Origin of the sequence: Neobacillus niacini, from assembly GCF_046591715.1 — a bacterium.
GTDB classification, from domain to species: Bacteria; Bacillota; Bacilli; order Bacillales; family Cytobacillaceae; genus Neobacillus; species Neobacillus niacini_L.
Map to the genome: position 1 here is coordinate 1,016,829 of NZ_JAWVNQ010000001.1, position 26,875 is coordinate 1,043,703.

Below are 26,875 nucleotides of genomic sequence, written 5' to 3' on the forward strand. Positions count from 1 at the left end.
TATCAAAACTATTACGTTGACTGTACACTTTCTCCGTGATATATTAATAGTATTATAGAAAGGGGTGGGTAAGTTGGGAAGTTGTATCGGATCGGCGAGTTAGCCAAGTTAATGAATCTCTCCAAAAGAACAATCGATTATTACACCCAAATAGGCTTACTAAACCCTATTCGGACGGATTCAAATTATCGATTGTATGGAGAAGACAGTATTCAAATAATGCATTTAATTGAACATTATAAGAATCTTAATATGCCGCTTGAGGAAATCAAGTCATCCATTGAGTTAGTTAAGAACAAGGATTGTTTTGATAAACAAAAAGTAGAAAAGCATTTTGAACAAATTGGGATCTTAATGCGTCATCTTAAAGAAGAAATTGAAGCAATAGAACCGATACTTGAAAAACTAAACAGCAATCAAAAAGAAATGGTCGTGAATAAACTTTCTTCACAAGGTGTTCCATTAGCCCAAACATTATTATTATTACTAAGTTAAACAAACATTTACAAAAACCAGGAGGTGTATTCCTTACTTTGTCATTAAAGTAAGGAGACCATTGACCATTATAAACTTGATTGTAATTGCAATTTTAATTGCTTTTACGGCATTCTTCGTGTCTTTCGAATTTGCCATCGTAAAAATCCGCAGTACACGAATAGATCAGCTTGTATCAGAAGGCAATAAAAAGGCAATTGCAGCTAAGAAAATTGTATCAAATTTAGATGAATATTTATCAGCATGTCAATTAGGTATTACTGTAACGGCTTTAGGATTAGGCTGGCTGGGTGAACCGACGGTTGAACACTTGCTTCATCCATTGTTTACTCATTTAAGCATACCTGAATCTGCAGCAGGAGTCTTATCCTTTGTCATTGCTTTTGCATCAGTAACCTTTTTGCACGTTGTAGTGGGTGAACTTGCACCAAAAACGATTGCGATTAATAAAGCAGAGGCCGTTACATTACTCTTTGCAAAGCCAATGATTATTTTTTATAAAATCATGTATCCATTTATTAAAACATTAAATGGTTCAGCACGTATAATTGTTGGGATTTTTGGTTTGAAGCCAGCTTCGGAACATGAAGATGCTCACTCTGAGGAAGAGCTTCAATTAATTATCTCTGAAAGCTATAAAAGCGGTGAAATTAACCAATCAGAATACAAATACGTAAACAATATCTTTGAATTCGATGATCGAATTGCTAAGGAAATTATGGTTCCTCGTACTGAAATTGTTGCATTTGACAAATCCCAAACTCTTGAAGAATGTTTGGAAATTGTTAAGAAAGAAAATTATACAAGATACCCAGTCATTGATGGCGAAAAGGATAATATCGTCGGAATGTTAAACATGAAAGAGGTATTAACAGATTATATTAGCGGCAAAAACCTAGATACATCTATTGAGGAATATACACGTCCTGTCATTCAAGTTATCGAGTCCATTGCGATTCATGACCTTTTAGTAAAAATGCAAAAAGAACGTGTTCATATGGCCATCCTAATGGATGAATATGGCGGTACAGCAGGTTTAGTAACCGTTGAGGACATCCTAGAAGAAATTGTTGGAGAGATCCGCGATGAATTTGACGAGGATGAAGTACCCGAAATCAACAGAATCAGCGAGAATAAAACCGTAGTAGATGGAAAAGTATTAATAGATGAAGTGAATGATCTATTCGGCTTAGACATTCAGGAAGAAGAAATGGATACTATTGGCGGATGGATTCTTTCTGAGAAAATGGATGTTGTCGAAGGAGACAAAATTAAATATGGTGATTATGAATTTAAGGTTCTGGAAATTGACGGTTACCATATTAAATTACTAGAAATTGTGAAATTGATGAAACATGAATCTATTGCCTAACTACACGTAAAGACCCAGGTGCTCCTGTGGTCTTTTTTTTATACAGACAATAAAGGAGATTTATTAGGATTTTACATATTATCTTCTATATAATAATTGAATTGGTAATTGTTGAACAGCTAATAAAGGCTTTTGCTGGTTATCACTTAAAATATAGTTTTATAGTTTTACAACTAAAGTACTATTTTCGAGCAATAGTTGTGCTAATAATATTTTCTATTGAATAGTAATTAAATAAAAACAAAAGGAGGCTCATCTTGAGAAAAATCAGCCTGCTCATGATCTTTGTGTTCGTTTTGCTATTAAAATCAATGGAAAATGGCTGGTGAAAATATGAATTTAGTAGCACCTATTGCAGACTTATGTAATTATCTATTGTTTTCGATTTTGGCTGGTCATGTTGTCCTGCAATTTGTACCGGATTCGAAAAAACCTAGTATTATCCTTCCAAAGCCAATTTTGCTTCTTTGCACTCTTGGGATCATATTTTTTACTTTTGTACCCGTGTTCTCTTTAATTATGTTTTTTCGTGAATCCGTCGGGTTTACCGCAGCCGCTGCGTCAGTTTTATTGCGGTTCCAAATTGGGCAGGGGTGGGTTTTTAACACATTATTTGCTATTTTCCTTTGGTTAACCTTATATCTTAATCGCTCTAAATATTTACAGGCATTCTGGATTTTATTGATGATTATGACCGTTGGTTATAGCAGTCATGTTTCAACTCAATCGTTTGTAATTGGTATATTTTCTCATACCACACACTTTCTAATGGTAACCATTTGGGTGGGGGTGGTCCTTCAGGTATCCTGGTTTTCCAAGGATAAAGAACATTGGTCTAAGTTCCTGCAATGGTTTTCGCCTTTGGCAGTTGTATGTATGATAAATATTTTTGCAACCGGATTCGTCATTATGTTTACCATTGAGAAGCCAGCAGAGTATGTAAATGGATGGGCTACACCATACGGCCGTATGTTATTGTTCAAGCACATAAGTATTGTGCCTATTATTATGTTCGCATTCATTAATGGGATATTAGCTAGAAAGGCTGCAACCGTCTCATATGATCCTCGAAAATGGTTAAAAGCGGAAAGCGTCATTCTATTACTGGTATTTTTCTTTACAGCTGTTATGGGCACATTGTCTCCACCTTATGAAATGGTCAATGCTGCAAAAGCCGCCACAACACCAACGTGGATTGATTGGCTGTTAGCAAAAAATCTCATTGTACCGATAGAAATTGTATTCGCTCCAACCTTTTTATCTATCATTTTAGTATCAGCCGCATTGCTATTTTTGTTGTTAATATTTGTGAGTTATAAAAGTATGAGCCCGGTTTTTGCCACAGTATTTGGCGGTTGTTTTATTCTCACCTTCTATTTAGGCTTAATGTTTTCATGTGTTTTATATCCAATTATATGAGCAGGGGCCGGGTGCTGCTCTGTTTTTTTACTTTCAATATAGGATAAAAGTATGTGAGTTTCGAATGAAGTAATATTACATTTGTCATAGACATAACATTCTATGTCAGCGTGTGCCTATTACTTACATACCAGAAGGAAGAAGAAAGGGGTACCAAGGTTGAAGCAAAAGAAGTTTATTTTACTATTGTTCTGTTTCTTATTCCTATTATCGATTGTATCTCTTTCAGTTGTTTTTATTGTTCATTCATCGGAATTAAATCGGGCCTTAACATTAGATAAAGTGAAATCTGTCACAGTTTCTAAGACTAGCGTCAAGCAAAATACCAGTAATCAACGTATTCTAAAAACAGCAAATAAGTCTCCATCACAAGAACCCTCCACTACAAACAACCAGTCAAACGAAGCAATTATTCAAACAAAAGCTATTCAACCAAGCACGGCACCGATTTCATTGGCTAGTTTAGATATGCCCAATGAAAAATGTCTTAAAGATGCACCTGTTCGGCATTTTAATATTGCAGCGATACCAGTTGATATGGTTTACAACAAATTTGGCGACCATGACCCAAATGCCAAAATATATGCCTTACTGGAAGATGTTAATAAGATTCGGCTGGCTATTGCAGACAATCCCGGAAAACCGGTCAAGGAAATCCAGCCGCTGGCACTCCGTGCAAATCAAGGCGATTGTATTCAAGTGACCTTTCATAATCAATTAAATGAAAAAGCATCGATTCATATTGAAGGAGTTGGCTATGAGGTAAGAGGTTCTGATGGAACATCAGCAGGATATAATCCTGATTCTACGGCTGCGCCAAATACAGAAATTAAATACACCTGGAATGCAGTGAATGAAGGGACTTTCTTTTTCTACAATGGTGCCGACCTCACTTATTTTACCGATCCTACTGGCATCAAGGGGACAATGGGTGATGGTTTATTCGGAGCATTAATCGTTGAACCAAAAGGAGCATTTTGGACTGACCCTGTAACAGGTGAGGAGATAAAGAGCGGTTTATATGCAGATATCCACTTACCTGACCAGCCTGATTTCCGAGAGTTTACTTTGTTTTTCCATGATGGGATTAGTGCACAATTTGGCATCCCACAGCCTCCGGGACTGCCTGAAGAGGAAGAGCATGAAGAAGAAGGTGAGGAGCCTCATGAAGAGGAACCCCATATAGAGGATCCTAATGAAAAAGAACTTTATGCTGTTAACTATCGTGCAGAACCAATGGATGAACGGTTAAAAAACACTATGGGCGACGATGGTAAAGATCCAACCATGTTTTATTCCTCCTGGGTTTTTGGTGACCCGGCGACACCTATTACAAAAGCTTATGTTGGTGATCCAGTCCGGTATCGGGTTATTGGTGCAAACAGTGATGAGAACCATGTTTTTCACCTTCATGGACACAGGTGGAAAAGTGATACGAAAAAAACAAACACAGTTGATTCTGATACGTTGAATATCGGAGATACGCAAACAGCTGAACTTGCTTTTGGAGCTGGGTATGATAAGGAAAATACCGGTGCAGCAGGGGATTACTTATGGCATTGTCATTTGTTCCCGCATTATCTAGAAGGTATGTGGGGATTAATGAGGGTCTATGATAAGGCACAAGCAGACTTGCTGCAATTATCAGACAGAGAAGCACCACCCAGTCCAACAAAGGAAAACCCGGGTTATCCAAATTATATTCCAGGTGAATTAGGCAAACGTGCACCAAAACCGCCAGACCCCGAATTTCGTCCAGCGACAGAATCAGAAAAGGCAGCTCTCGGTGCCCTCGTACCAGGAGCACCTAATTTTGACCGTTGTCCAAAGGACGCTCCAGTTCGAAAATATAACATTGTTGGAATCCAAACAGAAATTGTCTACAACAATGCAGGTGATCGTGATAAGGAAGGGCGAATGTTTGTACTTGCAGAAGACGAGCAAAAGGTTCTCAGCGGACAGATAAGACCTCGTCCTCTTGCAATTCGTGCGAATCAAGGAGATTGTGTGGAAGTAACATTAGAAAACCACCTATTCAATGCGAAAGAGCCGAATGCATTGTCGATACACATCCATTTTGTGGCATACGATCCTTTAGGTTCTGATGGAACATCTGTAGGCTGGAATTACAACCAAGGTACGGAGCCGGGGGAAAAAATCAGATATCGTTGGTTTGCAGATGAAGAAGGTTCCATCCTTTTCCATGATCATATGTCGGCAGGTGAAAAAGGGTTCCATGGGACATTTGGTGCTTTAATTGTTGAACCTAAAGGCTCGAAATGGCTGGATCCAAGGACGGGAAAGGAAATCAAATCTGGTACAGAAGCAATGATTGTTCACCCGGAAAAAGAAGATTTTCGTGAACAGGTCCTAATTTACCATGATTTCGCAAGACTTTGGGATAAAAATGGAAACATGCTCCCATTAGAGACAGATTCAGCTAATTTCAAACACGCGCATGGGTATGCTGGGGTGAATTATTCGAATGCGCCTTTTTTCAGAAGAAACAATGCAGACCCGGCTTATGTGTTTAGTTCATGGGTTCATGGTGATCCCGAGACACCGATTATAGAAAGCTATACAGGAGATCCGATTAAAATACGTTTAATTCAAGGTGCGCATGAAACACAGCATAATTTTAATTTGCACGGGTTAGCTTGGAAGCGTGAGTCTGGAGTGGAGGATTCAGAATTAACATCGACCCAGACAATCGGTACATCTGAGCAGTTCACAATGGATATTCAGCCAAACCCTGTTGGCGTACAACAACGGGATTACCTATGGTCATCTCAGCCTATCGAAGACCTATGGAGTGGATTATGGGGCTTTGTCAGGGTTTGGGGAGAAAGGACTCCAACTCTTCAAAAACTTCCCGATCGCAAGCCCTTAAAATCGTCGGCTGTTCCTTGGAGGGTAAGTCAGATGAAGAAAAATGGATCAAAACCACCGAAAGCGCGAGCACCTGGGAATCCATGTCCACCTGGTGCATTCGTAAGAAAATTTGATATTACAGCTTTTATGAAAGACATTGTTTATAACAAATATGGTGATCATGACCCATTTGGAATGATGTTTTCTCTTACGAAAGATTATTTAGATATTAAAAATGGCAAGAAAGTGGCAGAACCGCTAGTTATTCGGGCAAATGAAGGGGAATGTATACAGGTGAATTTATCCAATCAACTCCCGTTGGACCCGCCTGAAAATCTTGCTGATCCAGCTTTATTAATGGCAAATCAGGTAAATTGGAAGAATTCAAACAGAGTTTCCTTACATCCGCAAATGGTGCAATATGATATGCAGGGATCTGATGGGGCAGCGATTGGCTATAATTACGATCAAACCATTGGGCCCGGTGAGAAAATTACGTACCAATGGTATGCAGATAAAGAATATGGAGGCACCATTCTATATGACTATGGAGATATCCGCAGTCATCGGCTTCATGGTGCATATGGCTCACTTATCATTGAACCAAAGGGCTCGAAATATCAGGACCCTAAAACTGGTAAAGAAATAATGTCGGGGGCACGAGCTGATATTATCGTTCCGAATAAACCTGATTTCAGAGAACAGGTATTAATGTTCTCTGATGGAATTTATACCATTGGCAGTGATGGAAGTATACCAACGCCTGGGACCGCTGATCTTGATATGGAAGATCGAGGAGAAAAAGGAATCAATTACAGTTCAGAACCATTTAAACACCGATTGGCAGCTAATCCGGATAAATCACTCATTTTTAGCTCTATTATTCATGGTGACCCATCAACTCCAGTGCCAGAAGCCTATGTAGGTGATCCAATCCGGTTAAGAGTAATGCATACAGCAGATCGATCTAGGGGGAGTGTATTTACACTTCATAGTCATCGCTGGCGATATCAATGGACCGATCCCGCCTCTAAGCTTGTGTCAAGTCAAGGTTCAATTACACCGGGAGAGACATTAGATATCATCCCTGTACAAAATGATGGGTTAATGAATCAAGTAGGTGATTATGTTTATCGGGAAATGAAGCTGAGAAGGTATCTGGAAGGCGGCTTATGGGGAATGCTGCGGATCCATAATCAGCCAAAATATCAGCTTCAGACTCTCCCTGACCGGAGGCCGGAAATACCGTTTGATGTTAGTGGTATCCTTTCATCTAATAGAGAATTTATTAATTTTAAATGGAAAACCACAATTAACCAAAATATTGCCGGCTTTAATCTATATAGAACAACATCAACTCTGAAGGGATATCAGCGGGTGAACAGCAGTTTAATTCGTTCTTTATCTTATACGCTGCCAGTAAGTCAAACCAACCCAGCCTTCTATTACACTGTTACTACAGTGGATGTTTTCGGGAATGAATCGTTATATGCAAACCCTGTTTTAGTAGATACGAATTTAAAAAGACCGGTATTGAGACGATAGCAGGTTAATAGCTATTAATTTAAAGCAGGAGGGGTGAAAACGTGTTACCCCTCCACTTTATGGTTGTTTTTTCATAGTAAAATAACACTATACACCGACTAATAAATAGGTCTATCTATTTATTTTGTGGAATAAAATTGAAAAAAAGGAAAGGGGAAATAGGATGAAATAACTATTATTACTAGAATTTTTAAACGTTGAAAAATCAAAAAAGGTGGGTTGCGAATGTTACCAAGCGGCAGCAAGAGGAAGAGAAAGAAAGTATCAACGTTAAAAAGTGTTTTTCTCCTAGCAATAACAGCAGTTTTAATCATTAGCAGCGGAATTTGGGGAGATGGGGCTAAAGCAGAGTATCTTGTGCCAATGGAAGATATCCCAAAACTTCAAAAAGTGGGTCCTATCGGGGATTATGGTTATCCGGTATGGTACAAGGATTCGAATGGAAAACGGTTAGAGTTATGTTTAGAAGGAAGTAATCCTAATTGTGGTTTTGCTGTGGGGGAATTTCCAGCTGGTGACCTTTCAGTGAAGAACGGAAACTTTCCAGAAGAAGCATTTTATCAGCTGGCAAGTGCCTCTATTGAATTGCCATCTGGCGGGGACGCAGATGCTGTATTCGCTCTTGAAGCAGCATGGGCTAATGAATTAGTCCAAGACGGAGATCAAATTGTTTTTGGAAGGGTTCGTTTTCGTATTGACGACCTAACTGTCGGGGAAAAGTACACTATCACACATCCTTATGGTATAGATGAAATTGAAGCGACTCCAGAGGATGACGATGTACCTAATGGGCCAGGTGAGATAAGATTCGTTGAAGATATCGGGATAAATGGAGGGTTTGAAGGGGCAAGGACAAGTCGAATTGGGACATTTTTAGAATGGGATACAACAGCTGATAGACCTCCAGGTTTTGTAGGAAATCCGGACGTTGATCATAAAATCATAAATGGTTATTTTAATGGTACAGAGGAACAAAACTATTTTAGGATTCAAGGACCTGGAATAAATAGTACTTGTGTTACGAGTACTGGTACAATCCGGAATTGTATCCAAACTGATTTATTTAGTCTAATGGGGAAAGAAGCAACAACTGCTGGTGTTGATGCCATAAGAGCTACATACAGCCAGGATTCTGAGGGCAGTGGAACCATTGATGTATTTGCATCTACCGAAGAGGATAAACAGTATTCAATTGATATTGATATTAATGATGATGGAACGAAAGAAACAACGATGGAAGGTGTAAATGGACAATATTTTGGACGTGTAAAGTATTCTGGAGCAGTACCAGAGAATGTAACCGTAATAAATACAACGGATAATCCAGATAGTACAAAAGTAATTCCAGTAGTGGATTACATTTCTGCAACTGCAAAATACGATACAAATTCTAAAACCCTGTATGTAACTGCTTCCTCTAGTGATAAAGTAAATAATCCAACATTAACCGTACAAGGGTTGGATAAAATTGTTCCTGATTCAGATAATTTAGATAAGTCAATTCCTGCTTCTGGAACGTTGGCAATTACGAGCCCGCAATTTGTGCCGCCAACGATTACCATAAAATCTGCTGAAAATGGCACCACAACAGTGCCAGTAGAGGTTACATCTGATCCGGCAATTGCAAATCCGGGCAAAGCTCAAACCGTTAAACAGGGCACATTGGTGACCTTGGACGGAAGTGCTTCCATGAATGCTGCAACTTACAAATGGGAGCAGGTAAGCGGTCCTGAAGTTCAACTGAATCTAGAAAATCCTGCAAAACCAACATTCACATTCCCTAAAAAGTTTATTCCAGTCAGCTTTAAATTAACGGTTACCGGCAATGATGGTAAAGCTTCGACCAATGAATCTATTGTTACAATTACACCAGCGCCAGATATCCTAAAGACTACGGAAGTTTCATTTGCAACAAGTACTAGTACGCTAAAGGTTTCCGGAACAAGTGATGTATTTGGACCTGGGGTGAATATAACGATATTGGCAGGAGGTAAATCATTTATCGCAGTGGTCTTATCTGATGGAAAATGGAGCATTACAAGCAGGGGAGTAACTTCATATAAACCAGGTGATACCATCAACATCATTTCAACTTCTGGTGGAAAACTGACGAATGTAACTGTAAAAATCACTACAAGATAACAGGTAATTTGAGAGCCAGGTTCTTTAACAAAGGAATCTGGCTCTTTTCTTTTTCCCTTTTGCATGTAACGAGGAATAGGGTCATATGGTGTAGAAAGGAGGTATCAAATGATTAATATTAATGGTGTAGTTGTCAAGGCCGAAGATCTTCATAAAACCATTACGGATAATGAACAGAGGACAATTATGAAGCAAATGGCCAGTTATCCTGTAATTTATTATTACTCGTCTCTGCAAGAATTGAAATTTGAATTATTATTCCGCGTGAATACAATTAAAGCTGCAACAGCTTTAGATAAAAGCGGTGCAAAGTTTACTACTTTCACTTATTCTTTTCCCAACAGGAAGTACTGGTACCGGCTGCCAAACGGAGGGTTTCTATTAAGGGAGGGCATCAATCCATCAGAAGGGATAGAAGATATCATCAAAAATGGAACACTCTATGCGTTTGAATGTGCTACCGCCATTGCGATAGTTTTGTATATTGCTACGCTGTATACGATTGGACCGAGGTCGTTTAATACTTATTTTAGCCGACTATATTTAATGGATTGGCAGTTTGATGAAGATCTTCCTGTGTACCAAAAAGATGGGGAGGATTTCCTCATTGGAGATGTTTTGCACTTCAAAAATCCCGACTTCGATCCAAAACAGCCTTGGTGGAGGGCTGAAAATGCAGTCTATTTTGGTGATGATAAATTTTTTGGACATGGAATTGGGATTAGAGATTCTAAGACCATTATTAATTTTTTAAATGGAAAGAGGAAAGAAAATCCAACACAATCTGCTTATCTTATGCGCATGATTACAAGACCGAATTATCGAACGATCAACCTATTACGGTAAATGATAAGGAGCTTCCATTATGGAGGCTCCTCTGATATATCAACCGTGTATTCTTCCGTCGAAATCGGCCGCAATCCGTTTACTGATTAAGTAATCCTGTTCACGCCGTTTTTCAACTTCCATTCTCACATTTAATTTTCGTTTATATTCTTCATAACAAACACCGTGTGCACTCAGCATCGCCTTTTCCATTTCATTTGTATACTTTAGTTTCAAATAATGGATAATGAATCCCTCCGGTTTTTACCGTTTTATCGGCTTTTTGGTTAACACAATACAATGATAGCACTGCAAATATTTCCAAACAAAGTCGAAAAAACGGCGTATCTGGCTGTCAGCTTTACTGACATGGATACTCAGGAGATTACCTCTTACGTTCTCAAAATAGAAGCCATATCCTTCTAATAAGAGCTTGTAATGTCTATTTTTGTATAAAAGAAAACCCATTGCATGTACAGCAATGGGCTTCCTTGTTATGTGATGCAAATAGAAAATCTTTTAATTCATAGATTTATCTAACATGAAATCAGCTTTTGGCAGAGTAATAATCTTGCCGCCAATTTGCACGTGTACGGTATCGTTGAAAATGGCTTTTACAATTCCCTTTAGTGAAACACTTGAGTTGATTGAGATATCTTTTTTATCAGATTGATTTGCCATATTAATCAACACCTTCCAAAGTTAATTATAAAATATTATATATGAATAAAACCAAAAAAAGCGAGTAAAAAGTCTCATAAAATCAAAAAATATAAAATTTGTTCATGTTATTTACAATCAAATGCCAAGGGGTATGAACATCGATTGAAATAACATGAACTATAGTTCAAGTATTACATGTTAAAGTACATCTGTCAATGGAAACATGAACTATGGTTCAATATTTATTATTTGTGGTATACTTAGCTTGAGGTGAGTAAAATGTCAGACCGAGAAGACCAGCTGGTTGGTGAGTTTCCCTTAATTCCAAAACAGGAACGTGCACAAATAAAACGGGACTTGCTATTAAAAAGCGGTCATGAATTATTTGTTTCAAAAGGATATGAGCATACAACGGCAAAGGAAATAGCGGCACATGCAGGGGTGGCAACCGGGACTTTTTATCGGTACTTTTCGGATAAACGACAGCTGTTAATGTCTCTTTTAGAGGATCAAATTGAGATGTTAATGCCGCCTGAACCAAAATGGGGTGTTTCCAATCCAGAAAGTATGTTAGCTTCGCTATTAGAACATTATGATAAGCGACTTAAAAAAATGGGGATGCAGAGAGTGCTTCCTGAATTACTAGCGAAAGATAAAGAGTTTGCTGAGGTATTAGCTGCCGCAAAACGTAAGATTTTTACTAGGATTCTTTCTGGATTAAAGAGGGCATACGATAATGATTTAACATGGAACGACTTAGATTTAAATACGGTAACCTGGTCGGTGATGACTCTGGCCGAGCATGCCCCTGACAAAATGAAGCAATGCGGGAATCAGACCGATTTCCTAGAGGTTGCAAAAGTGATCTGCCGTTTAATTTTTCCGCCAGAAGTCATTAAACAATTAGGTACTAAAGAAAATGTAAATGATGGAGAGTAAAGATTTCTGAAAGGATGTAGCACAAGGAATGGAAAAGACCCTTGATATGAAGGACTTAAAAGCAATCAAAATTGAATTAACTCGATTTATGATGGCATACAAATTTGCTTTAGATGAAATGACAACAAAAATTAATATACTTAAAGACGAATTTAATTATATTCATGACTACAATCCAATAGAACATGTGAATTCACGCTTAAAAACGCCCGAAAGTATATTTCGTAAAGTACAGCGAAAAGGCTTAGATTACAATTTAACAAGTATTAAGGAAAATATAAAAGACATTGCGGGAATGAGAATCACCTGTTCATTTATTTCTGATATTTATGAAATAAGCAGAATGATAGCGAATCAAAAAGACATTCGAATTCTCGAGTATAAGGATTATATAAAAAATCCAAAGCCTAATGGTTACCAAAGCCTGCATATGATTGTGGAGATACCCATTTTCATGTCTGACCGTGAAGAATTAACCTGTGTGGAGATACAAATCCGGACCATTGCCATGGATTTTTGGGCAAGCTTGGAACATAAGATTTATTATAAGTACAACAAGGCTGTTCCGCAAAAAATGCTTGATGAATTAAAAGATACAGCTGAGATGGCCACCCTATTGGATCGGAAAATGGAAAAGCTCCATAAAGAAATGGAGAAAATGAAAAGAGCGGATAAAGCCGATGAAATGCTTTTGTCTATGGGGATAGAAAACAATAAAAAAAAATTATTAGAGGCCTTTATGGAAGAAAAACTGGGGGTCAAATAATCAAAAGCCTATTACATTTTCTGTAATAGGCTTTTTGTATGTTCAAAAAACAAATTAATCCAAATATTTTTAAAAGACAAAAAATTCTTTCATTTTATAGATAAGCTGTTATATAATAGAAAACATCAATGAGAAAAGGGGGATTTACTTGGAACAGATTGTTAATTGGTTGAATGGAATCATTTGGAGTCAGGCCCTTATCTATTTATGTTTAGCAGTAGGATTGTTTTATACGTTATCAACACGGTTTCTTCAAATCAGGCATATGAAGGATATTTTTAGGCTAACGTTTAAAGGTCAAAAATCTGAAGCTGGAATTTCATCCTTTCAGGCATTAAACCTTGCCTTGTCCGGAAGAGTTGGAACTGGTAACATCGCTGGGGTTGCAACTGCAATTGCATTTGGGGGTCCGGGTGCGGTTTTCTGGATGTGGCTAATTGCTTTTCTAGGAGCAGGTTCGGCCTTTATTGAATCCACTCTAGGTCAGGTTTATAAGTCGAAACAAGGCGGCCAGTTTCGCGGCGGACCAGCATACTACATAGAAAAAGGCCTAAAGCTGAAATGGTACGCTGTATTATTCGCCATCGTAACAGTGATTTCTACTGGTGCACTTTTACCGGGGGTACAGGCAAATAGTATTGCAGTCAGTATCGATAATGCTTTTGGAATCAATACAAGTATTACAGGTATTGTGTTAATTTTAGTGTTAGCGGCAATTATTTTTGGCGGGGTAAAACGTATTGCACGTACTGCTGAATTTGTTGTGCCGTTTATGGCTGTTGGTTATATTATCGTTTCTTTTATTATTACTTTTGCCAATCTCTCACAAATTCCTGAGGTACTTTCTTTAATATTCTCAAGTGCATTTGGCGGAAATGCCGCTTACGGAGGGATTTTAGGTGCTGCTATCTCTTGGGGAGTAAAACGAGGCATCTACTCAAATGAGGCAGGTCAGGGAACTGGACCGCATGCAGCCGCTGCTGCAGAGGTATCACATCCTGCTAAGCAAGGAATTGTGCAGGCGTTCTCTGTTTATATTGATACTTGGTTTGTTTGTACGGCAACAGCCTTTATGATCTTGATGACAGGAATGTATAATGTAACACCTGAAGGGAAAGAACCAATTGTTACAAACCTTACCGAGGTTGAAGCAGGTCCAGGCTATACACAAGCGGCTGTTGAATCTGTTTTACCAGGATTCGGTGCACCGTTTGTAGCGATTGCACTTTTGTTCTTCGCCTTTACTACTATCATGGCTTACTATTATATGGCCGAAACAAATCTTGCTTATATTAGGAAAAATAAAAATCAGTGGACGGAATATGTTCTTAAATTTGTAATCTTAGGTATGGTTTACTATGGCTGTGTAAAAGAAGCAGGACTTGCATGGGCTCTTGGGGATGTCGGGGTTGGTGCAATGGCTTGGCTAAACCTAATCGCCATTCTCCTATTAACGAAACCTGCCCTTAAAGTTCTTAAAGACTATGAAGCTCAGTTAAAGGATGGAAAAGATCCTGTGTTTGATCCTGTAAAACTAGGAATAAAAGATGCAGATTTCTGGGAACATGAGTATAAGTATCCTGAATCTGAAACAGTTGAAAAAACAGGCTGATGCTAGATGACTAATAGAAAAAACTGACATTGTTTTGTCAGTTTTTTTCTTTTTAGTCATAAAGCTCTGGTATCGCTTTACGATAGGGGGGTATGATATAATGGCAGAAAATGAGGTGATGGAATGAATTTTGAAAAAGAAAATGATGTAGAAATGGATAATGAATCCTGTTGTGAGACTTCAAGCAGCCACCGTAAAAGCCATCATTCTGATAAGGTGAAGAGTAATCTTGTAACGAGACTTAATCGAATTGAAGGGCAAATCCGTGGAATTAAAGGTTTAATTGAAAAAGATACCTATTGTGATGATGTGATTACACAAATTTCAGCAACTCAATCAGCATTGAACAGCGTTGCTAAAATCCTGTTAGAAGGTCATCTCAAATCATGTGTACTCGAAAGAATTCAAGAAGGTGACCAAGAAGTTTTAGATGAGGTTCTGGTAACCATTCACAAATTAATGAAAAAATGATACTCCCCTTTAAGTCGTACTTTTTGTACGTCTTTTTTTTATTCCATTTATTGTTTTTGCCAGAAGGAATAAGAAAATCCAATGAAGAATATTTATAGTTATAATATTCTGATAATTAAGGGGTGAGGGAATATAAAGGCGACGAAAATTATCCTAATGTTATTTGCAGGCCTCATTCTGACTTTTAGTTTCTATGCTTATACTGTATTTTACGGGACACCTTGGGGTAAAGGTAAGCATGAAAAAAAGATGCACGAATATATAACAGAAAAATATCAGTCACAATTTGTCGTTACGAAAATTAGTTATAATTTTTTAAGTGAAAGCTATCAAGCATTTGCCTATCCAATAAGTCACTCGAACCTCTTATTTATCATTGAGCAAGACGAAGCTTCCCTGCGGGGTTACTCCGATAATTATCCGAAAGTTATGTGGGATAGTGAATTAGGAAACCATTTAAAAGCACAAATGAAGGAATTATTTCCTGATTTGGATGAAGGAATGTTTAAGGCCCTGCAAATTAAGGATAAGGGAGAAATCTTTGGTCACAATATTCCTTCCTATGAAGAGATAAACGTATCGACTCTCTCGACCTCAATTCCTATTGATATCAAAACAAATTGGTCAAAAGTAGACCAAAGGACAGAAATACAAAAAATGAAAAAACTTCGTCAATATTTGCAAGAAGCACAGTTCCCTGTACTTATTGAGGTAAGATATTACGAAAATGAAATGGATGAAAATGCTAAAGTCTTTTTTATTACAGAAGAAGGGGATATTATTGAAAAATAGTGCGACCTTTATCGGTGCACTATTTCCTATTATACTATTGTATTAATTTGTGAGAGTGATTTAGTAAAATGTTTTTTAAGTGCCGCCTTCTAATCAAAAGAAAGCCGAGATTATTGTTGGTTTCGATGATCGTATTATTTTCTAATAATTGATAACTGACCTCATCCCTCCAAATATAAAGCTTGGAACGAATTTCTTTGTCAACTTCTTTAATGTAATAAGAAGGAGTGCAAATCCGATTAATACTATTATTTTTTCTTTTTAAAGAATTTAATGCGATTATTTGTTTCATCAACAATCCCCATAATCCGCCAAAGCTCATATTTTTCATTGGAGAGCTGGTAAATTGATTAATGGCAAGTTTCCGGCCATCGTTAAAGGAAACCGAGGCATTGACAGCGGAGGCATAATGAACATCCCCTGATAAAATAATACACCGATTAGGGTTGCATGAGGCTGCCTGATTGAGGAATTCTGTAAATCCTTTTCCATTATACTTCCATGCTTCAAAATCAAGTTTGGTTTGAACATTCACTCCAAGTACCTTCAACGGATAAACATAATCATGTAAAAAGCTTTCGATAAGACCTAATCCATATAGGGGCGTAGGTGAAACAATAATTAACGATTTGCCGCTTTTCCACCCGCTGTTAAACAGGCTCTGTTTGACATTTTGCCAGCCTTGTTTGCTGAGCAATTGTGGTGCCCATACAGTTTCTTCTATTAGATGTCCGAACTTTTCAGGTCTAGGTTCAATATCATATTCTCTCTCGGTACGAGTGTCCAAAAACAGTGCTTTTGGGTTGGTAGGTGCAACAAAGTACCATGAGTCATAGTTCCATAGAGTTTTTTTCCATTCCTCATAATTTGTATTTATTTTCCCCTCAGATAGACTGCTAAAATACGTTTTCATCACCGATAGAAAACGGTCATTGAACGAATCAGGTGAGTTTCCCCAACCTTGAAAGGCCCAATACGCCCCCAAACCATTGGCGATAACATGACTGCCTAATGAGGAGTGCCTGACATTTTCTTTCCACTTAGAGGATATATTCCAATCATCCGTAATGTCATGGTCATCAAATATCATATAAGTTGGAATATTTGCCAAGAGACGTCTAATCTGATACAGAGCTTGCTGAAAGGAAATCATTGCCTCCTGCTGCTCGGCATAACGATTTTCAAGCCGAATTTGTTCAAGGTTAAAATCCTTTGGATATCTTTCTCCATCAGAGAAAACGAAATATATTTGTTTTTTCTTTTGAAGTTCACGGAAGGGCTCAAACAGGTTATGCTCATGTGCCGATTCCCAAAGCTGCGGGCTAAAGGAGAGCAGATACATGGCAGCATACTCTCCAAATTTCATTAAATGATTGTGGGCATGTGAAGAGGTAAAATGGCAGAATTTCTCCATCACGTATTTCCTGCCGTTCACTTGTTTTATTGCAGTTTGAAAGGGTTCATTGGTCAGCCTGTTATCGATTAACTCCAGCTTTTCTGTTGAACCTATTAATTCTTTTTCGAAAGTTGAAATAACCGGAAACAAGGGATCACCTACGTCGTCTGCATATATTTGATCTCCCATTAGAATTAGTGTTGTTGGACGTAATTTAAGATTATTAAATTCCTTTTTCAGTAAGCTATCAGCTGCTGTTAGTGTATCCTCACCATCCCCGTGAGGCTTTCGACAGGAACCATAGAGGACATTGCAACGATGGTCCGAACTATTGAGATAAATGGCCGGATATAGAAGGTTACCATAGGCAATAGAGTGTGGGTTGTCTTTTGAAAGTAATCCAAGTGTGTGTAAATCATGATGTTCAGTGCCTTGTTTTAAGAAAATATTGTATCCAAGTAATGTATCCGTCGGAAACGTGCTGTGTAAGGGCGTTAGTTTCAGTAAATGGACAAATAGTTGTTTTCCTAGTTGGATGGTAGTGGTGTTAGATTCTATATCAAACTGTTGGTAATCAAATATTTCGGGATCCTTATTTGAAGTGATCCGAACCATTCTAGCCTGAATTGTGTACCTTTTACTTGTCGCAATCCATAGCGTAATTTGTGAAGGTTCTGCTCTGCGAACAATAGGACCTGACAAGATGATGGGTAAGGTTAAGGAATTCATTGTATCACCCCAGATCTATTTTGTTACAACATTATATTCATTAACTTAGTGAGAAGTGTGGACATAGATATTGGGGTGTTTTGGGTTAAATTGTAGAAATATTGCCAATATTACTTCGGAATATTAATTAGTGGTGCATTATAATTAAGATATGGCATCCATAGAGTGACAGATTTTTGTTCAATTTAAGGTGAAAATTTTCCCATGGAGGGTAGGATGATTTATGAAGACATTAATTGCTTATTGCTCATCTCATGGTACAACAGAAAAAGCTGTCCAATTACTGAGTGAGTGGATGGAGGGAGAAGTCTTAGCAGTCGACTTAAAAAGAGATCGAATTACTTTCGATGTAAGTGATTATGACTTTGTAATCATCGGCGGTTCCATCCATGCTGGCAGTATTCAAGGGAAAATCAAGCATTTTATCACTAAACATCATGATGAGTTGTTAACCAAAAAACTGGGATTGTTTCTCTGCTGCTGGCATGATGGCGAAACCGCTATTGAGCAATTTGATTTGGCTTTCCCAGAGGATTTAAGGAAGGTCTCTATTGCAAATGGAATTTTCGGAGGAGAGTTCCTCGTAAGTAAAATGAATTTTATTGAAAGACAGATAGTTAAAAAAGTGAATGGTATTACTGTGGATACTTCAAATTTAGATACTACGGCAATCATGACCTTTGTAATGAAAATTAATGCAACCATCGCTCTAGTATAAAAAAGCCTGACCCTCCAAGGGGTCAGGTATTTTTCTGGGTTAACAAATTTTTTGAATCAGCTCGATGGAATTGTTTTTTGGTGAATTAACAAGAGTACTCACTTCATACGCCTCCATTAAATGATGATCAAGTGGTTTAAGTAAGTGTTGAAGCCTATTGGTCTCTTGTATAGAAGGATCAAGCCAATACTTTTCATCTTCATGTTTTAAGATTACAGGCATCCGGTCATGGATGTCTTGAACAAGTTCATTAGGATTTGTGGTAATCACGGAACAAGAATAAATGGATTTCCCTTCAGGAGAAGTCCACTTTTCCCAAAGGCCGGCCATTGCAAATAATTCATCTGACTTCAGCTTTATCCTCATTGGAATTTTGGTTTTGCTATCTAATCTTTTCCATTCATAAAAACTATCAGCTACAATTAAACAGCGTTTTTTCTTGTAGGCATTTCGAAAGCTTGGTTTCTCAGATAAAGACTCTGCACGTGCATTAATCATCTTATAACCAATTGACTTATCCTTCGCAAAGGGCGGAATTAACCCCCAACGTAAAAACCCCATCTTATTATGAGCTCCATCATTAATCACTGCTAACACCGATTGCGAAGGAGCCACATTAAAACTAGGCAAATACTCCTCCTCCTGCAGAAAAAACTCAACATCAAACCGATCCATCAACTGATCAACCGGAGCCGTCAACGTAAACCGTCCGCACATTTTACATAACCTCCTTTGGTGCCTGTCACCATTTATACATTGTAACACCAATTATACATGGAATTATAGGGTGGGATGTATAAAATGGAAATTATAGGCGAATAATGTTTAAGGTTTTTAGTTTGAAGTTTTCAGCTGAGAAAGAGGTTACGTATGAGAATTTGGTTTAATAGGTGGTTTACGACGGTTACGCATTTTATGGAGCTGATACGCAGAAATGAGGATGGGCGCAGGGTCGAGATTTTTGGGACTCATTCGAATAAGGACGCTCTCTATTTGCAGTATTGTGATTATGCCTTTACAGAACCCGCCGTGTCTGGCGAGGAATATATTGAGTTTTGCCTGGAATTTTGTCAGAAGCATAAGATTGATATTTTTATTCCTAGAAAAGAAAATACTGCAATCGCAAAAAGGCTGGCTGATTTTGAAGGTATTGGTGTGAAGGTATTGGTTTGCCCAGACTCAGAATTAATGGAGACACTGGATAATAAAGCAGCTGCCTACCATTCCATCATGCAAAAGGAAGAGGATGGAGCGGAACTTGTTTCAATCCCTGATTTTTATGTTGTTAATAATATAAAAGATTTCAAAACCGCTTATCAATGTTTGAAGGATAAAGGTCACAAGGTGTGTTTCAAGCCTGTAGTGGGCGAGGGAGCCACTGGTTTTCGTATTATTGAAGACAGTATTGAGAGTATTGATCAGCTGTTTAAAAGGGCAAGCAGCCGGCGGCTTCCATACCATTATGCTTGTGAAATCCTAGGCCAAGAAGAGGTTTTCCCGGATTTAATGGTGATGGAATACCTAGAGGGTCCAGAATTCAGCATAGATTGTGTTGCATCGGATGAACAACTGTACGCTGCTATCCCCCGAATGAAGGGAAACGGAAGGGTTAGGGAAATCTTAGATCACCACGAGCTTATTCAACTTGCTCATCGGTTTCATCATCACTTTCCTATTCCCTATATATTTAATATACAAGTTAAATATAATCAAGGAATCCCAAAGCTGCTTGAAATCAATCCTCGAATGAGCGGAGGCATGCATTTTAGCTGCTTAACAGGTCTTAACCTTCCATACCTAGCTATAAAACTCTTGCTGGGTGAAGAAATAGGCCAATTAAAGCCTGTATTTGGAATTCGAGCGAGTCATCTGGAGAAGGAAATGATACTAAATAAGGATCTTCTTGCTTAACAGCCTAACAAACAACGCCCGAGGGATATCCTGAGGCGTTGTTTACATTGGAAAGCACTATGAATGATTAACTTGAATTTTTTCATTTGTTTCTGGAACACGAAGTAAAACAGCGCCGCCGAGGATGAATAAAATAACTAAACTAAATACTCCCGCGTTGGTATTTCCAGTTATTTGGGCCGTTACACCAACTAATGCAGGTCCAAGTATGGAGGCGAATTTATAAAAAATGTTATAGAAGCCAAAAAACTCATTAGCATTTTCCTTCGGCACCAGCTTGGCAAAATAAGACCGGCTGAGTGCCTGAATGCCGCCTTGGGAGGAACCGACAAGCATGGCTAAAATCCAGAAATCTAAAGTTGTTTTCATGAAATAAGCATAGATACAGATGATAATATAAATGAAAATACCAACTAATAACATTTTCTTTCCTGTAAATTTATCTGCCAGCCTGCCATAAACAAGCGCGAAAGGCGCGGCAATCACTTGTGTTGCAAAGAGAATAATTAACAGATTTGTAGATGATATACCAAGATCCGTTCCATAGGCGGTGGACATAGTAATAATCGTGTGAACTCCATCAATATAAAAGAAATATGCAATAAGAAATAGAAATAAAGGGCGGTAAGCTTTTATCCTTTTTAATGTTTGAAATACCTTTTTAAAGCTGGTTGAAATCGGGTTTGCCACCCGTTCGACATAATATACCTGTTCAACATTTTTCAACATTGGAATCGTAAAGGTTCCCCACCAGATCGCAGTAATGGCAAAGGCAATTTGTGTGGAAACAGTAACAGATAATGGCAGAACTCCTTGTTGTGATAATAGAATAAGCGCAATACCGATAATAAAAGGAATGGTACTGCCAATATAGCCCATCGCAAACCCGCGTGCGGATATCTTATTCATACGTTCTTCACTCGTCACATCAACAAGGAATGCATCATAAAAGATATTGGCTCCCCCAAAGCCAATGACAGTAACAATATAACAGATTAAGAGGATAAGCCACTGGTTACTCGGGACAACGGCCATCAGTGCCGTAAAGGCAATACCTAGAATGACAAAAAAGGTAAATAACCGCTTCTTTAACCCTCTAAAATCACCAATGGTCCCTAATATCGGTGCACAAATAGAAACGAGGAGAGTGCCAAAGGAATTCGCGTATCCCAAATATGCAGTTGAAGTAGAACCTGCAAGACCTGCACCATCAGCCGCTGCTTTAAAATATAATGGAAAGATGGCGGTTGTTATTAATATCGAATAAGCAGAATTCGCCCAATCATAAAACACCCAGCTCTTTTCTTGCTTTGTCAATCGACTCATAGAGTGTACCTCCTTCTAAATAGTCAAACTACAACATTAACAGTTGAGCGATTAGGTCCCCATCTGTATCACCCAGGTTCAGACCTAAAAGTCTAGCCAATGTTGGACCTTCATCAATCAGCCGTGCATGAGGAACGATTGTCTTTGGACGAATTCCTTTACCCGCCGCCATAAAAATGGTAGAATACTCAGGCTTTTCAGGAGAATAGCCATGGCAGGCAAGCGTGTATTTTTTATCTTTTTTGACATCCTCCTGGGTAATCTTTTTCACATAATTCCCGTAATAATCTTCTAAAAAATAAAATCCTTTCTTTGCTTCTATCATAAATGAACAGTTGGGGTCTGCCCCCATCAGCGCTGCTTCTTCACCACTAATGATTTTTTCAATACCAAAGGCGAAGTCATTGAGCAGCGACTCTAATATAGTTTTTACTTTTTTACTAGTATCTAAATCATTTCTGTCTTTTACATAAATATATGCGGACCCATCACAACTTTTACAATAGGCCTTCCAATTATTTATCTTTCCTTTAGAATTGATGCTTATGAGCTGGTGTTGATGGAAAAGTACATTTACGTTTAGAGCTTTGTTCTCATCTAAAGCACTGTGGTCACCTAAGGCAACTATGGTTGAATTCTCATAGATTCCAGACTGCTTTAATGCCTTAACAATTCTCCCAAGCCTGTCATTGTGCCGATAAATTGCTGCAATGGCTTCTTTCGAAGCGAAGCCATAATCATGCCGCTGTGTATCTAGGTCGGTAAAATGTATCATCAGTAAATTTGGTTGTTTGGATTGAATCGTATGTACGGCTGCTTCTAATACAAAATCATCTAATTCGGGTTGATTTAACCCTTGCCGAATATGACCAAATCGTTTGTTCAAATCCCATTGGAAACGGGGGCTCCCACTCCTTAAGGAAACAAGGATTTGGTTTTGCCATGGGCGATTAGGGAATATTTCTGGCAAATTATAATCAATATTTGCTTTACCTGTTACTGGCCATAGCAGGGAAGCAGTTGTTAGACCTGCTTTTTTCGCTTCATCATACAGTGTCGTCCCGTTTATTAAACTCCTGAACCAGTTCCAATCTGGTGAAGTCCTTCCTGGCTGAAGCAGGGTGTTATTAACGATTCCATGACGATTAGGATAGTTCCCTGTCACAATCGTAGTATGACACGGATAGGTCAGCGATGGATAAATGGTGTCAACCTTTTCCACATATGCACCATTTTCAAGGATTGTCTTAAAGTGAGGCAGTGTTTGCAGCAATGGAGTATCTAATGCTGATAGACAATCAAATGAAAGGACAATTAGATGATTCGTAAGCCTGTCCATGAAAACCTCCTAATAAGAGTGTAGCTTATATAACAATTGTACAATAATTCAGATCGATAATTGTTAATTTTTCAATAATTTTAATTTCTTTGATAAATAATGATTTGGTTCTTGATTTGGTCACCTATAAATAGAAAACTCGCCAAACTGGCGAGTTTCTTCATTATCTCTGTTATGCTTTTTGTACTTGGACGAGCATGGTTTGGTGTGCGTTTCCTTTTGCAAGCGGAGTGATGCGCTGGCTGGTGAGGACGTTTGCACATCCGCCTGTATCGACCCCGTTTTTATCTGGGTTGTACCAAGCTCCTGCCTGCATGGCTACCACTCCAGGCATGATACGGGTTGTGACTTCTGCAGGTATCATTACAATGCCGCGATCGTTATAAATTTTGACTTTATCGCCCTTTTTAATGCCTCTCTGCTGGGCATCAGCAGGGCTAATCCAAAGTACCTGCTCCGCCACTTCTTTTAACCATGGGTGGTTAGCAAATGTAGAATTGGCCCGGTTTCTTCCTTTCCATGTAATACATTGAAGAGGGTAGGTGGCCTTTAATGGGTCCTCAGCGCCTTCCCATTCTGGTATATATTTTGGAATACCTGGAATTTCACCATGATTCATATCGTATAAGCGTTTTGAGAAAATCTCAATTTTTCCAGATGGTGTTTCAAAGGGATGATTCATAGGGTCCTCAATTTGATCTTTGAATGCTATTCTTGGTCCATCATAGCGCCAATAATGAATCCGTTTCTTTTTAAATTCCTCGAAGGTTGGAGTACTTGGCTCCACTTTTCTCGTTTCATCCAGGATATATTTGATCCAGCCGATTTCATCACGGCCCTCTGTAAATTTCTGACCGACCCCAAGACCTTCGGCTACCTCACTTAACCAGTCATAATCGGAGCGGGATTCATAATAATTCTCCACAACTTTTTCTGAAAGAATGATATAATCTCCAGATGCCCATGACTCACCGATATTCCAGCGTTCAAAGAAGGTCGTCTCTGGTAAAAGAATATCTGCATATTTCGCACTAGGTGTCAGGAAATGGTCGCTGGCAACAATAAATTCTACTAAGCTCTCATCCTCTAGAATTTTTTTCGTTTTATTGATATCAGGCTGTTGGTTAATTAAGTAATTGCCAGCTAAATTATAGATTAACTTAATGGTAGAAGTAAGCTTGTCGCCATCCTTAAGTCCATTTTCAGGAGTGACATTGCTTGGGTCTGTGATGGCATCTGTCCAGTTCATAATGGAAATACTCTCTTTTACTGGATTTTCAGGAACAGGGATCCCCATAGGGAATTTTCTCGGAATTCCGCCGTAACCTGATGCCCAGCCGCCGGATACACCCACATTTCCAGTTATGGAAGCTAACATCGTTCCGCCTCGGGCAATCCTCTCGCCGCTCGCATGACGCTGAGGGCCCCAGCCTTGTATCAAAGCTGCAGGTTTCGCTGTTGCATACTCACGGGCAAGTTCTGCAATTTTCGCTCGAGGGACTTTACAAATTTGCTCTGCCCATTCAGGTGTTTTTTCGATTCCATCTTTTTTACCAAATAAATATGACACCAAAGATTCATGAGCAGGCACCCCCTCTGGCATGTGTTCTTCATCAAAACCAAGTACATATTTATCGATAAATTCCTTTTCATGCAGATTTTCTTTTACGATCACGTAAGCCATGGCATCCATTAGTGCATTATCGGTCCCTGGTAATATGGGAATCCATTCGTCACTAAAAGCAACAGCCGTATTAGAGTACCGTGGGTCAATCGAAATAATTTTGATGCCGGCTTCTTTTAATTTTTTATAATAATGGAGGGTGTTACCGAATATCGTTTCAGATGGATTGTGCCCCCATAGAAGAATCAGCTTTGAATCCTTGAGTGAATCAAGGCTGTTTCCTGTTTGATGTGTTCCATACGTATATGGTGTGGCAGCTGCTGTATTTCCCATACTAACCGAATGGTAATAGTTTAGAAATCCGCCGCTTAGAGCCATTAATCTTCTCGCAAGCTGAGCTCCGCCAACCGTACCGCCAGTAACTGCTGTTCCCTGATGAACGTAACGGGAGGCTGGGCCATATTGTTCGGTAATCCGTTTGGTTTCTTTTATAATCGTTGAAACTGCTTCTTCCCACGAGATTCTCTCAAATTTCCCTTCACCGCGTTTGCCGACTCGTTTCATAGGATATTTTAAACGGTCTGGATGGTATTGATTTTTTCGGTAAGAGCGTCCTCTGACACATGCTTTCATATATGGATTTGCTTCATCTAACTCTGAATCACTGCGGGCACTTATCCTAGTAATGACTCCGTCCTTAACATGTGCTTTAATCATACATTTACCGCCGCAGTCTAATGTGCTGCAGGTAGGAACAATCACTTCACTTGCTTCTGCAATGTTTTTGTTTTCAGATAAATATTTCGTCGACCAGACGCCGCCAGCAATTACCGGGACAGAGGCTATACCTGTCCATTTCAATAATGATCTTCGTGAAAGTTTACTTTCGCCAATTTTAGTAAATAGATTTTTTTCACTCATCTTTCATATGCCTCCTTCATAGCAGAAATTATTTCATTTTCTAGATTGATATACTCTTCTAAAAGCAGGGCAGCACCCTGGTACAATGAAAAAGAGGTTGATTTGCTCAATAGTTCACAAAAGGTCAGACACCATTTCAAAAGGTGATTGTTTAAAAAGGAATAATGATCGTCTAATAATAGTTTCCTTGTTTCAACATCTTCACAGTCTAGTATTTTTTGAATAAGATAGCTTAGAAATTCTAATTCAATCACAATATGGTCATCAGGCTCGTTACTTTCACGAATAAATGATAAACCATACTGACGATAGCAGTTCCTAACCTCCAAAGTGACTTCCTCAAATAATAAATATTCACGACTTAAATAGACAGATTCCCAAAGAGGTGCTGGCAGGGGATTCGGACCAATAAACAGCCGATTATATTCCTCCTTTAGCAGTTTGATTTTCTCACACTCATCTTCACGTAGTTCCTGAATCGAATCATCTATGAGGCGAAAGCCTTCACTGATTTCACATAGAGACTTCCATTGTGGATGATTGGTGTATGTAAATAACTGCTTCTTTTCTGGTGGTTCATCAAGAATAAAACGAATGAATTGATTAATATAGAGCACATTTTGTAAAAGGGAAGCTTCATTCCAACTTGCGCATTCGATTGTAGTCATACTATCTCCTTTCAAGCTTACTGATATTTTAATAGTAACCTAAGTTAATATTGGAAGTTTTCTTTCTGGAAATTGTTAAGAAAAATTTAATACCTTCTTTAACAATATATGGACATTGAGAACTATTTTCATCTAGGGGATATGAACATGCCAAAGTAGTGATGGCATACATTTTTCTTTTCATAGTCAAGTGCCTTAACACTTTATTCAACAATTGAATTTAATATAATAGGCAGTAAATTTCTAGGGTAAAAAAAATAGACAAGCCAGCAATGAAAGGATACTGCCACTTATTATAAGAATCAAGCTGCCAACTTGAAAAGGAAGGAGG

The 26,875-nt window shown here is 38.5% G+C and carries 21 protein-coding genes; 13 read left to right on the plus strand and 8 right to left on the minus strand.

The genetic code is table 11. From position 1 onward, the window contains the following. Window positions 1–81: 81 nt before the first annotated feature. The 6 genes from SFC47_RS04950 to SFC47_RS04975 all read left to right on the plus strand — a co-directional run bounded on the left by SFC47_RS04950 (window position 82) and on the right by SFC47_RS04975 (window position 10,690). The gene (locus SFC47_RS04950; RefSeq protein ID WP_411253126.1) at window positions 82–495 is read left to right on the plus strand and encodes a MerR family transcriptional regulator; all 414 of its coding nucleotides are present in this window, start codon (window positions 82–84) and stop codon (window positions 493–495) included. 61 nt (window positions 496–556) lie between these two features. Beyond that, window positions 557–1,867, plus strand: coding sequence for a hemolysin family protein (locus SFC47_RS04955; protein WP_411253127.1), 1,311 nt, complete (start codon window positions 557–559; stop codon window positions 1,865–1,867). Between the two features lie 333 nt (window positions 1,868–2,200). Next, complete coding sequence (locus SFC47_RS04960) at window positions 2,201–3,286, plus strand: copper resistance D family protein (RefSeq protein WP_411253128.1); 1,086 nt, start codon at window positions 2,201–2,203, stop codon at window positions 3,284–3,286. A 159-nt stretch (window positions 3,287–3,445) separates the two neighbouring features. Further along, complete coding sequence (locus SFC47_RS04965; RefSeq protein WP_411253129.1) at window positions 3,446–7,702, plus strand: multicopper oxidase domain-containing protein; 4,257 nt, start codon at window positions 3,446–3,448, stop codon at window positions 7,700–7,702. A 225-nt stretch (window positions 7,703–7,927) separates the two neighbouring features. Further along, a complete protein-coding gene (locus SFC47_RS04970; protein WP_411253130.1) occupies window positions 7,928–9,844 on the plus strand; it encodes a PKD domain-containing protein in 1,917 nt (638 codons plus the stop codon). A gap of 108 nt (window positions 9,845–9,952) precedes the next feature. Continuing rightward, the gene (locus SFC47_RS04975) at window positions 9,953–10,690 is read left to right on the plus strand and encodes a protein-glutamine gamma-glutamyltransferase (protein WP_411253131.1); all 738 of its coding nucleotides are present in this window, start codon (window positions 9,953–9,955) and stop codon (window positions 10,688–10,690) included. 39 nt (window positions 10,691–10,729) lie between these two features. Here the strand turns inward: SFC47_RS04975 and SFC47_RS04980 are convergent, their stop codons facing one another. Next, window positions 10,730–10,906, minus strand: a complete 177-nt coding sequence (locus SFC47_RS04980) for a YuzK family famiily protein (protein WP_411253132.1) — start codon at window positions 10,904–10,906, stop codon at window positions 10,730–10,732. Window positions 10,907–11,188: 282 nt separating this feature from the next. Further along, window positions 11,189–11,350, minus strand: coding sequence for a hypothetical protein (locus tag SFC47_RS04985; RefSeq protein WP_165979054.1), 162 nt, complete (start codon window positions 11,348–11,350; stop codon window positions 11,189–11,191). Between the two features lie 261 nt (window positions 11,351–11,611). Here SFC47_RS04985 and SFC47_RS04990 point away from each other — a divergent pair, with 261 nt between their 5' ends. The 5 genes from SFC47_RS04990 (at window position 11,612) to SFC47_RS05010 (ending at window position 15,912) form a co-directional block, all read left to right on the plus strand. Further along, window positions 11,612–12,271: a TetR/AcrR family transcriptional regulator gene (locus tag SFC47_RS04990; protein ID WP_411253133.1), complete on the plus strand. Its 660-nt coding sequence runs from the start codon at window positions 11,612–11,614 to the stop codon at window positions 12,269–12,271. 28 nt (window positions 12,272–12,299) lie between these two features. Beyond that, the gene (locus SFC47_RS04995; RefSeq protein WP_411253134.1) at window positions 12,300–13,037 is read left to right on the plus strand and encodes a GTP pyrophosphokinase; all 738 of its coding nucleotides are present in this window, start codon (window positions 12,300–12,302) and stop codon (window positions 13,035–13,037) included. Window positions 13,038–13,185: 148 nt separating this feature from the next. Then, window positions 13,186–14,649 carry an alanine/glycine:cation symporter family protein gene (locus tag SFC47_RS05000; protein ID WP_411253135.1) on the plus strand — a complete coding sequence of 488 codons (1,464 nt, stop codon included), beginning with the start codon at window positions 13,186–13,188 and terminating at the stop codon, window positions 14,647–14,649. A gap of 123 nt (window positions 14,650–14,772) precedes the next feature. Next, window positions 14,773–15,120 carry a metal-sensitive transcriptional regulator gene (locus SFC47_RS05005; protein WP_411253136.1) on the plus strand — a complete coding sequence of 116 codons (348 nt, stop codon included), beginning with the start codon at window positions 14,773–14,775 and terminating at the stop codon, window positions 15,118–15,120. Window positions 15,121–15,270: 150 nt separating this feature from the next. Beyond that, on the plus strand, window positions 15,271–15,912 hold the full coding sequence (locus tag SFC47_RS05010) for a YfjL-like protein (RefSeq protein WP_486348375.1): 642 nt from the start codon (window positions 15,271–15,273) through the stop codon (window positions 15,910–15,912). A gap of 34 nt (window positions 15,913–15,946) precedes the next feature. Here the strand turns inward: SFC47_RS05010 and SFC47_RS05015 are convergent, their stop codons facing one another. Next, window positions 15,947–18,037, minus strand: coding sequence for a metallophosphoesterase family protein (locus SFC47_RS05015; RefSeq protein ID WP_411253138.1), 2,091 nt, complete (start codon window positions 18,035–18,037; stop codon window positions 15,947–15,949). 223 nt (window positions 18,038–18,260) lie between these two features. Here SFC47_RS05015 and SFC47_RS05020 point away from each other — a divergent pair, with 223 nt between their 5' ends. Beyond that, window positions 18,261–18,755, plus strand: a complete 495-nt coding sequence (locus SFC47_RS05020) for a flavodoxin domain-containing protein (RefSeq protein ID WP_411253139.1) — start codon at window positions 18,261–18,263, stop codon at window positions 18,753–18,755. 39 nt (window positions 18,756–18,794) lie between these two features. Here the strand turns inward: SFC47_RS05020 and SFC47_RS05025 are convergent, their stop codons facing one another. Further along, window positions 18,795–19,472, minus strand: a complete 678-nt coding sequence (locus SFC47_RS05025; RefSeq protein ID WP_411253140.1) for an SOS response-associated peptidase — start codon at window positions 19,470–19,472, stop codon at window positions 18,795–18,797. A 153-nt stretch (window positions 19,473–19,625) separates the two neighbouring features. Between SFC47_RS05025 and SFC47_RS05030 the strand changes: the two genes are divergently transcribed. Beyond that, entirely contained in the window at window positions 19,626–20,666 is a 1,041-nt protein-coding gene (locus SFC47_RS05030; protein ID WP_411253141.1) for an ATP-grasp domain-containing protein, read from the plus strand. A gap of 57 nt (window positions 20,667–20,723) precedes the next feature. On the opposite strand, the gene SFC47_RS05035 is transcribed toward SFC47_RS05030, so the two are convergent. The 4 genes from SFC47_RS05035 to SFC47_RS05050 all read right to left on the minus strand — a co-directional run bounded on the left by SFC47_RS05035 (window position 20,724) and on the right by SFC47_RS05050 (window position 26,544). Next, the gene (locus tag SFC47_RS05035) at window positions 20,724–21,992 is read right to left on the minus strand and encodes an MFS transporter (RefSeq protein ID WP_411253142.1); all 1,269 of its coding nucleotides are present in this window, start codon (window positions 21,990–21,992) and stop codon (window positions 20,724–20,726) included. Window positions 21,993–22,020: 28 nt separating this feature from the next. Next, a complete protein-coding gene (locus SFC47_RS05040; protein ID WP_411253143.1) occupies window positions 22,021–23,331 on the minus strand; it encodes an alkaline phosphatase family protein in 1,311 nt (436 codons plus the stop codon). 172 nt (window positions 23,332–23,503) lie between these two features. Beyond that, window positions 23,504–25,876 (minus strand): DMSO/selenate family reductase complex A subunit, encoded by a 2,373-nt coding sequence (locus SFC47_RS05045; RefSeq protein WP_411253144.1) that lies wholly within the window; start codon window positions 25,874–25,876, stop codon window positions 23,504–23,506. After that, window positions 25,873–26,544: a TorD/DmsD family molecular chaperone gene (locus SFC47_RS05050; protein ID WP_411253145.1), complete on the minus strand. Its 672-nt coding sequence runs from the start codon at window positions 26,542–26,544 to the stop codon at window positions 25,873–25,875. The genes SFC47_RS05045 and SFC47_RS05050 overlap by 4 nt, the downstream gene beginning before the upstream one ends. Window positions 26,545–26,875 lie beyond the last annotated feature (331 nt).

Bases quoted from the DNA above. Each gene is read 5' to 3' on its own strand.
- SFC47_RS04990 (WP_411253133.1), top strand. From the start codon at position 11,612: ATGTCAGACCGAGAAGACCAGCTGGTTGGTGAGTTTCCCTTAATTCCA.
- SFC47_RS05030 (WP_411253141.1), top strand. From the start codon at position 19,626: ATGAGAATTTGGTTTAATAGGTGGTTTACGACGGTTACGCATTTTATG.
- SFC47_RS05020 (WP_411253139.1), top strand. From the start codon at position 18,261: ATGAAGACATTAATTGCTTATTGCTCATCTCATGGTACAACAGAAAAA.
- SFC47_RS04960 (WP_411253128.1), top strand. From the start codon at position 2,201: ATGAATTTAGTAGCACCTATTGCAGACTTATGTAATTATCTATTGTTT.
- SFC47_RS05040 (WP_411253143.1), bottom strand. From the start codon at position 23,331: ATGGACAGGCTTACGAATCATCTAATTGTCCTTTCATTTGATTGTCTA.
- SFC47_RS04970 (WP_411253130.1), top strand. From the start codon at position 7,928: ATGTTACCAAGCGGCAGCAAGAGGAAGAGAAAGAAAGTATCAACGTTA.
- SFC47_RS05045 (WP_411253144.1), bottom strand. From the start codon at position 25,876: ATGAGTGAAAAAAATCTATTTACTAAAATTGGCGAAAGTAAACTTTCA.
- SFC47_RS04975 (WP_411253131.1), top strand. From the start codon at position 9,953: ATGATTAATATTAATGGTGTAGTTGTCAAGGCCGAAGATCTTCATAAA.
- SFC47_RS05050 (WP_411253145.1), bottom strand. From the start codon at position 26,544: ATGACTACAATCGAATGCGCAAGTTGGAATGAAGCTTCCCTTTTACAA.
- SFC47_RS04985 (WP_165979054.1), bottom strand. From the start codon at position 11,350: ATGGCAAATCAATCTGATAAAAAAGATATCTCAATCAACTCAAGTGTT.
- SFC47_RS05005 (WP_411253136.1), top strand. From the start codon at position 14,773: ATGAATTTTGAAAAAGAAAATGATGTAGAAATGGATAATGAATCCTGT.
- SFC47_RS04995 (WP_411253134.1), top strand. From the start codon at position 12,300: ATGGAAAAGACCCTTGATATGAAGGACTTAAAAGCAATCAAAATTGAA.
- SFC47_RS05035 (WP_411253142.1), bottom strand. From the start codon at position 21,992: ATGAGTCGATTGACAAAGCAAGAAAAGAGCTGGGTGTTTTATGATTGG.
- SFC47_RS05025 (WP_411253140.1), bottom strand. From the start codon at position 19,472: ATGTGCGGACGGTTTACGTTGACGGCTCCGGTTGATCAGTTGATGGAT.
- SFC47_RS05015 (WP_411253138.1), bottom strand. From the start codon at position 18,037: ATGAATTCCTTAACCTTACCCATCATCTTGTCAGGTCCTATTGTTCGC.